The sequence below is a fragment of the Pseudomonas sp. RSB 5.4 genome, assembly GCF_037126175.1.
GTDB classification, from domain to species: Bacteria; Pseudomonadota; Gammaproteobacteria; order Pseudomonadales; family Pseudomonadaceae; genus Aquipseudomonas; species Aquipseudomonas fluorescens_H.
On the sequence record NZ_CP146986.1, the window covers coordinates 4,953,486 to 4,964,994 of the forward strand.

Genomic DNA, 11,509 nt, shown 5'->3' on the forward strand with positions numbered 1-11,509 from the left:
CCTCAACGGCCGGACGTGATGCTCAGCCCTTTGAGCAGGCTCAGGGCCTGGGCCAGTTGGTAATCGTCATCCTGCGGCATGGCCTTGGCCTTCGCGCCGGAACCGGTCGGCTTGTCCGCGCCGCCGTTGCCGTTGCCCAGGTGGCCTTGCAGGTCGGCTTCCTTGAAGTAGTCGCCGTCCGCTTCGTTGGTGATCTTGGCCTTGCGCACTTCGATGTCCGGGACAATGCCCTGGGCCTGGATCGAGCGGCCGTTCGGCGTGAAGTACAGCGCCGTGGTGATCTTCAGCGCGCGGTCGTTGTTCAGCGGCAGCACGGTTTGCACCGAGCCTTTGCCGAAACTGGTGGTGCCCATGACCACCGCGCGTTTCTGGTCCTGCAGGGCACCGGCAACGATTTCCGACGCCGAGGCGCTGCCACCGTTGATCAGCACCACCATCGGCACCGCTTCGCTTTCGTCCTTGCCGGTGGCGGAGAAGCGCAGTTCGGAGTTGGCGATTCGGCCTTTGGTGTAGACGATCAGACCTTTCTTGATGAAGTGGTCGACCACTTCCACTGCCGCCTGCAACACACCGCCCGGGTTGTTGCGCAGGTCGAGGATGATGCCGTTGAGCTTTTTGCCGTTGTCTTTGCGCAGCTTGGCCAGGGCCTTGGAGACCTCTTCGCCGGTCTTGACCTGGAACTGGGTGATGCGGATGTAGCCGTAACCCGAATCCAGCAGCTGCGCCTTGACGCTCTTCACTTGAATCACCGCGCGCGCCAGGGTCACGTCGAACGGCGTGCCGCCGTCGCGGACCAGGGTCAGGGTGATCTTCTGGCCGATCTTGCCGCGCATCTTGTCCACGGCTTCGGTCATGGTCTGGCCGCGAGTTGGCTGGCCGTTGATCTTGACGATGAAGTCGCCAGCCTGAATGCCAGCCTTGGACGCAGGCGTGTCGTCGATTGGCGACACGACTTTTATGAAGCCGTCTTCCGAGCCGACTTCGATACCGAGGCCGCCGAATTCGCCGCTGGTGCTTTCCTGCAGCTCGGTGAAGTCTTCAGGGCCCAGATAGGCGGAGTGCGGATCGAGGTTGCTGAGCATGCCCTTGATCGCGTTTTCCAGCAGGGTCTTGTCGTCCACCGGCTCGACATAGGCGGCTTTGATTCGATCCATGACCTCGGCAAAGGTACGCAACTCTTCCAGCGGCAGCGGTGCCTTGGCGGTCGCGGCAGTACCTGCCGGAGCGACGGCCGGGGCCGGTTGAGCAGCGAACGCCAGAGGCGCGCCGATCACCACAGCGATCGTCAGGGCCAGCGAGGTAAGGCGGGACAAATGCAGCATGTCGAACGAACTCCTGAATTAGGCGACGCGCTTATCCTTGCGCGTGACACCATTGCGCCGGATCACTCGGGTGACCCTGCTGACGAATTGCGAAATACAGCGCTGGTGTGTCCTGACCGCCACTGTTACCGACAGTGGAAATCGACTCACCGGCTTTTACTACGTCACCGGCCGACTTGAGCAGTGTCTGGTTGTGACCGTAAAGGCTCAGATAACCATTGCCGTGATCAAGGATCACCAGCAGCCCGGCGCCACGCAACCAGTCGGCGAACACCACGCGCCCGCCGTGCACGGCATGCACCTGGCTGCCGGCAGCGGCGCTGATCATCACGCCATCCCACTTGGTCCGGGCATCGTCGCCACGGCTTTCGCCGAAGCGTGCCAGCAATCGACCATCAACCGGCCATGGAAGTTTTCCCCGGGTTGCGGCAAAAGGGCCGCCAAAGGTCTCGCCGCTGCTGGACACCAGTGCGCCGGGGGTTGATCTGGCGGGTTTTCGTGGGGCGTCGCTGTTTTCAGCCTGCGCCTCACGCAAACGCTTTTTTTCCGCTTCCTGCTGGGCGATCAGCGCTTTCTGCCGCGCTTCTTCTGCCTCACGAGCCTGGCGGGCCAGGGTTTCTTCAATGGTTTTAAGGACTTTAGACAGGTCTGCCTGATCCTGCTCGCGGGCGGCGAGTTTCTGGTCGCGGGCCTTCACGTCATCGTTGAGCTTGGCGAGGACTTGCTGGCGTTCCTTGCGGACCTTTTCCAGCTCGTCGCGCTGGGTGTCGAGGCTGCTTTTCTGTACCAGCAATTGCGCCTGTTGCGTGGCGATGTCTTTTTCGACATTGGCCAGTTGGCGCAGGGTTTCGTTGAAGTTCTTCAACTGCTCCAGGCGGGCCTGGCTCAGGTAATCGTAATAGGTGAGGGTGCGGGCGAATTTCTCGGGATTCTGCTGGTTGAGCAGCAGCTTGAGGTATTCCTGACGGCCGTTCTGGTAGGCCGCGCGGGCCTGGATGGCGATCAGTCGCTGCTGTTCAGTGCGCGCGCTCTGGAGTTTTTTTTTCTCCGCATCGAGCCGCTGCAGCTCGGATTCGCTTTTCTTCAGCTCTTTCTGCAGGGCATCGACCTGCTTCTCGAGCTTGCCCATCTCGGTTTCAGTGCCCTTGAGCTCTTTCTGCACGCCGGATTTTTCTTCCTGCAGCTTGCCCAGCAGCTTTTTCAGCTCGGCAATGTCCTGACGCGTGGCATCCAGCTGCTGTTGGGTTTGCGCGCGCTCGTCAGCGAAGGCCGGTTGGAGCAGGCATGTCAGAGCGAGGGCGATCAGGACGCGGAGCATAGAGGCGGGCGGCACCAGGGTAATGGACGGCCTAGTATGCCCGCCCGAGGCTGCAAAAAAAACGCCCAATTGGGCTTGTGTGATAACTGGAGCAGATTCGGTAATAAAAATAGCGCAAAACCAATGTGGGAGCGGGCTTGCTCGCGAATGCGGGGCGTCAGTCAACATCAACGTTGCTGATACTCCGCATTCGCGAGCAAGCCCGCTCCCACAGGGTTTGGCGGTGTTTGATCTGGCGAATTACACCAGAATCGACGTGCCAGTCATTTCCGCCGGTTTTTCCAGACCCAGCAGCATCAGCATGGTCGGCGCCACGTCCGCCAGTACGCCACCTGCACGGACCTTGAGGTCACGCTTGCCGACATAAATGAACGGCACTGGCTCGGTGGTGTGCGCGGTGTGAGCCTGGTGGGTTTCTTCATCGGCCATTTTTTCGACGTTGCCGTGGTCGGCGGTGATCAGCGCTTCGCCGCCAACCTTTTCCAGCGCCTCGACGATGCGCCCGACGCAAGTGTCGAGGCATTCCACGGCTTTCACCGCGGCATCGAACACGCCGCTGTGGCCGACCATGTCGCCGTTGGCGTAGTTGACCACAATCACGTCGTAACGCTGATGCTCGATGGCATCGACGATGCGGTCGGTGACTTCCGGCGCGCTCATTTCCGGCTGCAGGTCGTAGGTGGCGACTTTCGGCGACGGGATCAGGATGCGCTCTTCACCCGGGAACGGCTCTTCACGGCCACCGGAGAAGAAGAAGGTCACGTGTGCATATTTTTCGGTTTCGGCGATGCGCAGCTGGGTCTTGCCGTTCTTCGCCAGATAGTCGCCAAGCACGTTTTCCAGGCTGCCGGCGGCGAAGGCCGATGGCGCAGGGATGCTGGCGGCGTACTGGGTCAGCATGACGAAACCGGCCAGTTTCGGCTGGCGCGCGCGCTCGAACTCCTTGAAATCGTCCTCGACGAATACGCGGGTCAGCTCGCGGGCGCGGTCGGCGCGGAAGTTCATGAACACCACGGCGTCGCCGTCTTCGACCTTGACCGGCTCACCGATGGTGGTGGCTTTGACGAATTCGTCGCTCTCGCCACGGGCGTAGGCGGCTTCGAGGCCTTCCTGGGCCGTGGCGGCGTTGAACTCGGCGTTGCCGTCGACGATCAGGTTGTAGGCCTGGGACACGCGGTCCCAGCGGTTGTCACGGTCCATCGCGAAGTAGCGACCGACGATGCTGGCGATACGGCCCTTGCCAAGCGCCTGGAAGGTCGCGTCGAGCAGTTCGATCGACGACGTGGCGCTTTTCGGCGGCGTGTCGCGACCATCGAGGAAGGCGTGCAGGTAGATTTTTTCGGCGCCGCGCTTGAAGGCCAGCTCGGCCATCGCGACCAGGTGATCCTGATGGCTGTGCACGCCGCCATCGGACAGCAGGCCCATGAAATGCACGGCTTTGCCGGCGGCCACGGCTTTATCCACAGCGGCGCAGATGGTCGGGTTCTCGAAGAACTCGCCGTCGCGGATCGCTTTGGTCACGCGAGTGAAGTCCTGATACACCACGCGCCCGGCGCCGAGATTCATGTGACCGACTTCGGAGTTGCCCATCTGGCCGTCCGGCAGGCCGACGTCCATGCCGCTGCCGGAGATCAGGCCGTTCGGCACCGTGGCCCAGAGGCGATCGAGCACAGGCTTCTTCGCCGCATAAACGGCATTGGATTCGTGGCTGTCACTGTGACCGAAGCCGTCGAGAATCATCAGGACCAAAGGTTTAGGCGTGGTAGTCATGGAATCCACTCGTGGCTAATAAAGAAGAGGGCGTTGAAAAAGGGAGTGGCGAGTTTAATGCTTAGTTCCGACCACGTCACCGCCGGACGGGGTTTGGCCCACCATAGGGGCTGTGTATACTGGCCGACATTTTAACGCCCTGGAACCTCCTTCGATGGTTGCTCACCTGATTGAATTTGCCACTAACCACTACATTCTTGTCGGTATCTTCGTCGTATTGCTGGCTTTGCTGCTGGCGCACACGATGCAGGGCGGCGGTAAAAGCCTGAGCACCGGCGAACTGACCGCACTGGTCAACAAGGACGCAGGCGTGGTGGTGGACATCCGTCCGGCGAAAGATTACGCCGCCGGCCATATCGTTGGCGCGATCAACATTCCTCAAGACAAACTGGCTGCGCGCATCGGCGAGCTGGAAAAGCACAAGGCCAAGACCATCATTCTGGTCGACGCTCTGGGCCAGACCGCTGGCACCCACGCTCGCGAGCTGATGAAATCCGGCTTCACCGCCGCCAAGCTGTCCGGCGGGATCTCCAGCTGGAAAGGCGACAACCTGCCGCTGGTGAAGTGATATGAGCGAAGTCATCGTCTACTCCAGCGATTACTGCCCTTACTGCATGCGAGCCAAGCAATTGCTCGCGAACAAAGGTGTGGCCTTCGAAGAGATCAAGGTCGATGGCAAGCCGCAGATTCGTGCTGCCATGAGCCAGAAGGCCGGACGCACGTCCGTGCCGCAGATCTGGATCGGCGAAAAGCACATCGGCGGTTGTGATGATTTGTATGCCCTGGAGCGCGCCGGCAAGCTCGACGCGCTGCTCAAGGCCTGAACGGCTGCACCCACGTACAGCAATCCCTAAAAGACCCAAGATCAGAAAGGATCTGAGATGACTGACCAACAGAACACTGCAGCCAGCGAAGAAGAAACCGCACCGCAATTCTCCTTGCAGCGCATCTACGTACGCGACCTGTCCTTCGAAGCCCCGAAAAGCCCGGCGATCTTCCGCCAGCAGTGGGACCCGACCGTCGGTCTGGATCTGAACACTCGCCAGAAAGAGCTGGAAGGCGATTTCTACGAAGTCGTGCTGACCTTGTCGGTTACCGTGAAAAACGGTGACGAAGTGGCCTTCATCGCTGAAGTGCAACAGGCCGGTATCTTCCTGATCAAGAACCTGGACGCGGGTTCGATGAGCCACACCCTGGGTGCGTTCTGCCCGAACATCCTGTTCCCGTACGCTCGCGAAACCCTGGACAGCCTGGTGACCCGTGGCTCGTTCCCGGCCCTGATGCTGGCTCCGGTGAACTTCGACGCCCTGTACGCGCAAGAGCTGCAGCGCATGCAGGCAGCGGGCGAGACGCCGACCGTACAATAAAAGCTTCGTTTGCCCCATGAAAAAAGCGCCGTTTAAAGGCGCTTTTTTCATGGGGCAAACGAAACCTTCGTGTAGGAGCTGCCGCAGGCTGCGATCTTTTGATCTTGTTTTTGAAGATCAAGATCAAAAGATCGCAGCCTGCGGCAGCTCCTACAGGGGTGATGTTTTTGCGGGCGGCGGGTTATTTGAAGTCGTTCTGCCGCCACGCTTCGTACACGGCCACCGCCACGGTGTTGGACAGGTTCAGGCTGCGGCAGCCTTCACGCATCGGCAGGCGCAGGCGCTGTTCGGCGGGCAGGGCGTCCAGCACTTCCGGCGGCAGGCCACGGCTTTCCGGGCCGAAGATGAACGCATCGCCCGGGACGAACGCGGCATCGTGAAACGGCCGCGAACCTTTGGTGGTAAAGGCGAACAGCCTCGGGTTGCCGAGGCTTTCCAGGCAACTGGCGAGGTCGGCGTGGCGCTGCAACGTGGCATATTCGTGGTAGTCGAGACCGGCCCGGCGCAAGCGCTTGTCGTCCATCTCGAAACCCAGCGGTTCGATCAAATGCAGGTGGCAGCCGCTGTTGGCGCACAGCCTGATAACGTTGCCGGTGTTCGGCGGAATTTCTGGTTGAAAAAGGATGACGTGAAACATGCACGGCTCCGAAGGTAAAGATGACGCGCATTCTACGCCGCAAGCCGACCCGCGTTCGAAACTATTCCCGCGGGTGATCGGTTCGCTGGCGATTTTCGGCTTGATGGTCGGCTTGATGATCGGTCGCCTGACCACGCCGGATCCGACTGTGCTGCAGCAGGTCGAGGTGACCGCTGACGGCCTGGTGGTGTGGTTCAACAACGAGCCGAAGCTGCACGGCGAAATCATCGACGGCACCGTGGCCCTGTTGTTTCAGGCAGAAGGCAAGGCGCAGAAGGGTCAGCTCAAGCTCAACGGCAAGGACGTGAACTGGCGAACGCGCTTGAGTGACGGTGGGTTGTTGCTGACGGTGCTGGCGGCGCGGCCGCTGCAAGGGGAGTGGGCCGGGAGCAAGGTCGATGACCGCTGGCGGCTGGAGATCCATCTCCGGGAGCAATAAAAGCGGGAATCCCCGGCCTGCCTGTACCAGGGTTCCCAAAACGGGGTGGACTTCGCTGCGAGCGTCGGTCCGGTGTAAAGAGGGAACCCCCGGCCTGCCTGTACCAAGGATCCCAAAAGGGTGGGCGCATCGCGTTGGCGCTGTGAGCCCGGTGTAAAGAGGGGATTCCCCGGCCTGCCTGTACCAAGGTCCCCGAAACGGGTGGTGAATCGAATCACCTGTAAGGGTTATTGCAGGGCGCGTGCCAGTTTTAGTATTTCGAAACAGAAAAAAGCTTCAGATGCGCGAAAGCCCCGTAAATCGGGGCTTTCGTGTTTTTACTGGCTGGTTTTTTCAGTCTTGCCTGGATGTTTTTAGCAACGGCTGCGATGCCCGATCACGGGTCAAAGTGCATTAGGTTGGTGCACGGCGGGGCCACTGTGGGAGCGGGCTTGCTCGCGAAGGCGTCGCGTCAGTCACTGATACGTTTCATGAACAGCGCTTTCGTGAGCAAGCCCACTCTCACAGAGGGCGTGGTTGATCAGCCCTCATCCCCCTCATCCTCGTCCCCGCCATCCACTTTCATCCCCAATTCCTTGATCTTGCGCGTCAGGGTGTTGCGCCCCCAGCCAAGCAATACCGCCGCATCGCGCCGACGCCCGGCGGTGTGCTTCAGTGCAGTCTCGATCATGATCCGCTCGAACGCCGGCACTGCGCTGTCGAGCAGGCTCGACTGGCCGCGGGCCAACGCCTGATCGGCCCACTGGCGCAGCGCTTGTTCCCAGTTGGTCACCGGCGCCGAATCCTGCGGCAGGCTCAGCAGTTCCGGTGGCAGGTCACTGATGTGCACTTCGCGCCCGGACGCCATCACGGTGATCCAGCGGCAGGTGTTCTCCAGCTGGCGCACGTTGCCGCCCCACGGCAGGTTTTTCAGGTATTCCTCGGTCTCGCTCTTCAGCAGCTTCGGCTCCACCGCCAGTTCTTGCGCAGCGCGGCTGAGGAAATGCTTGGCGAGGGTCGGGATGTCTTCGCGACGGTCCGACAGGCGTGGAATGTGGATGCGGATCACGTTGAGGCGGTGGAACAAGTCCTCACGGAATTTCCCGGCGTGGACCAGGGTTTCCAGATTCTGGTGAGTCGCGGCGATGATCCGCACGTCGACCTTGACCGGCACATGGCCGCCGACGCGATAGAACTCACCGTCCGCCAGCACCCGCAGCAAGCGGGTCTGGGTATCGGCCGGCATGTCGCCGATTTCGTCGAGGAACAGCGTGCCGCCGTCAGCCTGTTCGAAGCGCCCGCGCCGCAGGTTGGCCGCGCCGGTGAACGCGCCTTTCTCGTGGCCGAACAGCTCGGATTCCATCAGGTCTTTCGGGATCGCCGCCATGTTCAGCGCGATGAACGGCGAGGCCGCGCGCGGGCTGTGGCGGTGCAGGGCGTGCGCCACCAGTTCTTTACCGGTGCCGGATTCGCCGTTGATCAGTACGGTGATGTTGGAATGGCTCAAGCGGCCGATGGCGCGAAACACTTCCTGCATCGCCGGTGCTTCGCCGATGATTTCCGGGGTGCGGGTCAGCGCCGGCACCACTTCCAGGCCTTGCTGTTCCTGCGCGTGCTGGTTCGCACGTTTGACCAGCGATACCGCCTCGTCCACGTCGAAAGGCTTGGGCAGGTATTCGAACGCGCCGCCCTGATAGGAGGCGACGGCGCTGTCCAGGTCGGAGTGAGCGGTCATGATGATGACCGGCAACCGTGGATGCTGTTCGCGGATGCGCGCCAGCAGGTCGAGGCCACTGGCGCCCGGCATGCGGATGTCGGAAATGATCACATCAGGCTGCTGACGGGCCAGACGACTCATCACGCCATCGGCGCTGTCGAAGCTCTGCGTGGTCATGCCTTCCTGCTGCAAGGCCTTTTCCAGAACCCAACGGATAGAACGGTCGTCATCGACGATCCACACGGTTTCACTACGGCTCATGTCGATGTGGCTCCTTGTTCCAGTGGCAGAAAGATCGAGAACGTGGTGTGGCCGGGGTGGCTGTCACACTCGATCAGGCCCTGGTGCTGGCTGATGATGTTCTGGGTAATGGCCAGGCCCAGCCCGGTACCGTCCGGACGGCCGCTGACCATGGGAAAGAAAATGGTTTCCTGGAGTTCGGCCGGTATCCCGGGGCCGTTGTCGATGATCTCGATCTTGGTCACCAGGCGATGACGGACGTGGCCGATGGTGAACTGGCGCATGGTCCGGGTGCGCAGGCTGATGCGGCCCAGACGCAGCTCGTTCTGGCTGCTGATCGCCTGCATCGCGTTGCGCACGATGTTCAGTACGGCCTGAATCATTTGTTCGCGGTCGATCAGGACGTCGGGAATACTCGGGTCGTAGTCGCGCACCAAGGTGATGCAGCCCTGGCTTTCCGCTTCGACCAGTTGGCTGACGCGCTCCAGCACTTCGTGAACGTTGCACAGCGCCAGTGACGGCAGCTTGTTGGAGCCGAGCATGCGGTCGACCAGATTGCGCAGGCGGTCGGCCTCTTCGATGATCACATTGGTGTAGTCGCGCAGACTGTCTTCCGGCAGCTCACGGGCCAGCAACTGCGCCGCACCACGGATGCCGCCGAGCGGATTCTTGATCTCGTGGGCCAGGCCGCGCACCAGCATCTTGCTGGTTTCCTGTTTGGACAGCTGCGCCTCTTCCTTGGTGATCCGCAGCAGGCGATCACGCGGGTGCACTTCCAGCAGGAGCATGGTCGCGCCGTTGCTGAGGATTGGCGTCACCGCGTAGTCCACGGTCAGGGTCTGGCCGGTGAGGGCGGTGAGCATCGCTTCGCGTTTGGTGAACGGGTGTGCCTGTTCGACCGCCTGCCGCAGCGAGTTGAGCGCCTCGGTGGACTCGGTGAACAGCTCGCTGATGAACTGGCCATGACTGCGCTGGCCGCTGATGGCCAGCAGCATCTCGGCCGCCGGGTTCATGTACTCAAGGCGCAATTCGGCGTCGAGCAGGATGGTGGCGGTGGTCAGGTTGTCGAGCAGCAAACGGTGGATTGCGTCGCTAATAGTCATCGGAGCCTCTTTTGGGGGCGGAGCGTGCGCAAGAAGCAGGCGTCGTTAAACGGAAAATGCAAAAACCAAACCAAGGCTCCGAAAAGAAGCGTTCAACCCGTGAAACAGGCGTTTGACGCTCGTTTGCGTGGCGCCATTGCCGCCGGAACGGGAAGTTTCGAACCAAAATGGGTTGGGATGTGGGTACGGTGCAACCTTATGCACCAATATAGTGCGCAAAGCTGAACGGCGTTAGAAGAAACGCAGGAAGGGATTTTTTTCTTCGGCGGGTTTGTCTTTCAGCGGACATTCCGGGCGCACGCCGTAGTCCTCGCTGACGCAGGGTTTGACCTGGCGTTTCTGCGCCAGCGAGATGCGCAGCATGTGGAACGGCTGGTTGGCGGTGCGCTCGACGATGCGACCCTCGACATCGAGGATTTCCACCGACAGGTTGTGGCTGCCACGGTCGACGTTACTCAATGGGAATACCGGACTCAGGCCCGCCTCGCCAGTGGCCTGGCCGTCGAGCAGCAGGCGATAGCGATGGCCCTGTTGCAAACCGGGTTCGCTGGTGACGCTGACGATCACTTCGCCCGCGCTACTGCGAATGGTCGCGTCCGGCTCGGGAATCAGGATGCGCAGCATGTCGTAGTGGAACAAGGGTTGTTCCGCGACCTTTTTTGCAGCGCTGATCGGTGCTGCAGCCGTGGGGTTGGCCGACATGCGATTACTGGTCGCGATAGGTACGCGCTTGGCGTTGCCGCGCGGCTGGTCTGTGTAGACGCGATTGCCGTGCGCGTCGACATAGGTGAAGACCTCGGCGTGCACGGGCAGGGCGCACAGGCACAGGATCAGCCAGAAAATCCTCACGGCTTATGCACCCGCTGCACGGTGAACACCACCGCCGGGCTCTGCTGGATGATCGCTTCACCGTCGATCACCTGCACCGCGAGACGATGCTCGCCGCGATCGACATTCACCAGTTGCAGGATCGGCACGTTGCTCGGCTGGCCGTAGGGCGCGTCGTCCAATACCAGCCTTAGCTGGTGTGGCGGCTGCAGGCGCGGCTTGATCAGCACGTTGACGGTGAAGGTGCCGTTGTTGGCGCGCAGGGCTTCTTCGCTGGGCAGGCCGGTCAGTTCCAGCACCTCATAAGCACTGCGCGCCGCTGGGCGCGTGTCCGTGCTGGCGGGCGCCAGGGGGCTCGGTGCCTGCGGTTCGACGCTGTTGAGTGGTGGCAGCGCTACCGGCAGCGCCTTTACACCGTCCGGCGCATGATCGCTGTAGACCGTGTTGCCATTGGCATCGGTGTACTTGTAGATCTGCGCGGCGGCGGGCAGGGCGATCAGTAGCAGGAGGTAGAGAAAGGTGCGACCCATGAAATCGACCGGCAATGAAAACGATGGGGTGGAGCATAGGCCAGGTGTGGCGGTTGGCCCAACCCTGGACATATCCGCAAATCATTCAGACGCTGCAATGCCCCCGTGGGAGCGGGCTTGCTCGCGAATGCGGTCGGTCATTGAAGATGATGGTGGCTGACACGACGCCTTCGCGAGCAAGCCCGCTCCCACAGGGTCGTGCGGGCGCCAACGAAATCCGCGCAATAAAAAAGGCCTCCCGAAGGAGGCCTCTTTTTGT

12 protein-coding genes are annotated in these 11,509 nt (G+C 61.4%); 4 read left to right on the top strand and 8 right to left on the bottom strand.

Features of this window, described 5'->3' with window-relative positions:
• Positions 1 to 2 precede the first annotated feature (2 nt).
• From V9L13_RS22445 to gpmI, 3 genes are all read right to left on the bottom strand, one after another.
• Entirely contained in the window at positions 3 to 1,322 is a 1,320-nt protein-coding gene (locus V9L13_RS22445) for a S41 family peptidase (RefSeq protein ID WP_103485269.1), read from the bottom strand.
• A gap of 31 nt (positions 1,323 to 1,353) precedes the next feature.
• The gene (locus V9L13_RS22450; protein ID WP_003220768.1) at positions 1,354 to 2,640 is read right to left on the bottom strand and encodes a murein hydrolase activator EnvC; all 1,287 of its coding nucleotides are present in this window, start codon (positions 2,638 to 2,640) and stop codon (positions 1,354 to 1,356) included.
• A 240-nt stretch (positions 2,641 to 2,880) separates the two neighbouring features.
• A complete protein-coding gene (gene gpmI / locus V9L13_RS22455; RefSeq protein WP_262143477.1) occupies positions 2,881 to 4,410 on the bottom strand; it encodes a 2,3-bisphosphoglycerate-independent phosphoglycerate mutase in 1,530 nt (509 codons plus the stop codon).
• A 154-nt stretch (positions 4,411 to 4,564) separates the two neighbouring features.
• Here gpmI and V9L13_RS22460 point away from each other — a divergent pair, with 154 nt between their 5' ends.
• From V9L13_RS22460 to secB, 3 genes are read left to right on the top strand one after another with little or no spacing between them, the layout of a single operon-like run.
• The gene (locus V9L13_RS22460) at positions 4,565 to 4,978 is read left to right on the top strand and encodes a rhodanese-like domain-containing protein (protein WP_003220772.1); all 414 of its coding nucleotides are present in this window, start codon (positions 4,565 to 4,567) and stop codon (positions 4,976 to 4,978) included.
• Between the two features lies 1 nt (position 4,979).
• The gene (gene grxC, locus V9L13_RS22465) at positions 4,980 to 5,234 is read left to right on the top strand and encodes a glutaredoxin 3 (RefSeq protein ID WP_003220774.1); all 255 of its coding nucleotides are present in this window, start codon (positions 4,980 to 4,982) and stop codon (positions 5,232 to 5,234) included.
• A gap of 57 nt (positions 5,235 to 5,291) precedes the next feature.
• Positions 5,292 to 5,777: a protein-export chaperone SecB gene (gene secB / locus V9L13_RS22470; RefSeq protein ID WP_003220776.1), complete on the top strand. Its 486-nt coding sequence runs from the start codon at positions 5,292 to 5,294 to the stop codon at positions 5,775 to 5,777.
• 181 nt (positions 5,778 to 5,958) lie between these two features.
• Here the strand turns inward: secB and V9L13_RS22475 are convergent, their stop codons facing one another.
• On the bottom strand, positions 5,959 to 6,414 hold the full coding sequence (locus V9L13_RS22475; RefSeq protein ID WP_003220777.1) for a tRNA (cytidine(34)-2'-O)-methyltransferase: 456 nt from the start codon (positions 6,412 to 6,414) through the stop codon (positions 5,959 to 5,961).
• On the opposite strand from V9L13_RS22475, the gene V9L13_RS22480 reads away from it, so the two are divergent.
• Positions 6,413 to 6,853: a hypothetical protein gene (locus V9L13_RS22480; protein ID WP_045122257.1), complete on the top strand. Its 441-nt coding sequence runs from the start codon at positions 6,413 to 6,415 to the stop codon at positions 6,851 to 6,853. The two genes, V9L13_RS22475 and V9L13_RS22480, sit on opposite strands and share 2 nt — an antisense overlap.
• A 520-nt stretch (positions 6,854 to 7,373) precedes the next feature.
• On the opposite strand, the gene ntrC is transcribed toward V9L13_RS22480, so the two are convergent.
• The 4 genes from ntrC to V9L13_RS22500 all read right to left on the bottom strand — a co-directional run bounded on the left by ntrC (position 7,374) and on the right by V9L13_RS22500 (position 11,250).
• Complete coding sequence (gene ntrC, locus V9L13_RS22485; RefSeq protein WP_103485265.1) at positions 7,374 to 8,810, bottom strand: nitrogen regulation protein NR(I); 1,437 nt, start codon at positions 8,808 to 8,810, stop codon at positions 7,374 to 7,376.
• Positions 8,807 to 9,892: a nitrogen regulation protein NR(II) gene (glnL, locus tag V9L13_RS22490; protein WP_003220783.1), complete on the bottom strand. Its 1,086-nt coding sequence runs from the start codon at positions 9,890 to 9,892 to the stop codon at positions 8,807 to 8,809. The genes ntrC and glnL overlap by 4 nt, the downstream gene beginning before the upstream one ends.
• Before the next feature lie 231 nt (positions 9,893 to 10,123).
• Complete coding sequence (locus V9L13_RS22495) at positions 10,124 to 10,741, bottom strand: DUF4124 domain-containing protein (protein ID WP_338800576.1); 618 nt, start codon at positions 10,739 to 10,741, stop codon at positions 10,124 to 10,126.
• Entirely contained in the window at positions 10,738 to 11,250 is a 513-nt protein-coding gene (locus V9L13_RS22500; protein WP_262143480.1) for a DUF4124 domain-containing protein, read from the bottom strand. Before V9L13_RS22500 ends, V9L13_RS22495 begins: the two co-directional genes overlap by 4 nt.
• Positions 11,251 to 11,509: the final 259 nt, after the last annotated feature.

What these genes read in the sequence shown, in the direction of transcription:
- V9L13_RS22500 (WP_262143480.1), bottom strand. Translation starts at nt 11,250, where the DNA reads ATGGGTCGCACCTTTCTCTACCTCCTGCTACTGATCGCCCTGCCCGCC.
- secB (WP_003220776.1), top strand. Translation starts at nt 5,292, where the DNA reads ATGACTGACCAACAGAACACTGCAGCCAGCGAAGAAGAAACCGCACCG.
- V9L13_RS22475 (WP_003220777.1), bottom strand. Translation starts at nt 6,414, where the DNA reads ATGTTTCACGTCATCCTTTTTCAACCAGAAATTCCGCCGAACACCGGC.
- glnL (WP_003220783.1), bottom strand. Translation starts at nt 9,892, where the DNA reads ATGACTATTAGCGACGCAATCCACCGTTTGCTGCTCGACAACCTGACC.
- ntrC (WP_103485265.1), bottom strand. Translation starts at nt 8,810, where the DNA reads ATGAGCCGTAGTGAAACCGTGTGGATCGTCGATGACGACCGTTCTATC.
- V9L13_RS22460 (WP_003220772.1), top strand. Translation starts at nt 4,565, where the DNA reads ATGGTTGCTCACCTGATTGAATTTGCCACTAACCACTACATTCTTGTC.
- V9L13_RS22450 (WP_003220768.1), bottom strand. Translation starts at nt 2,640, where the DNA reads ATGCTCCGCGTCCTGATCGCCCTCGCTCTGACATGCCTGCTCCAACCG.
- grxC (WP_003220774.1), top strand. Translation starts at nt 4,980, where the DNA reads ATGAGCGAAGTCATCGTCTACTCCAGCGATTACTGCCCTTACTGCATG.
- V9L13_RS22480 (WP_045122257.1), top strand. Translation starts at nt 6,413, where the DNA reads ATGCACGGCTCCGAAGGTAAAGATGACGCGCATTCTACGCCGCAAGCC.
- gpmI (WP_262143477.1), bottom strand. Translation starts at nt 4,410, where the DNA reads ATGACTACCACGCCTAAACCTTTGGTCCTGATGATTCTCGACGGCTTC.
- V9L13_RS22445 (WP_103485269.1), bottom strand. Translation starts at nt 1,322, where the DNA reads ATGCTGCATTTGTCCCGCCTTACCTCGCTGGCCCTGACGATCGCTGTG.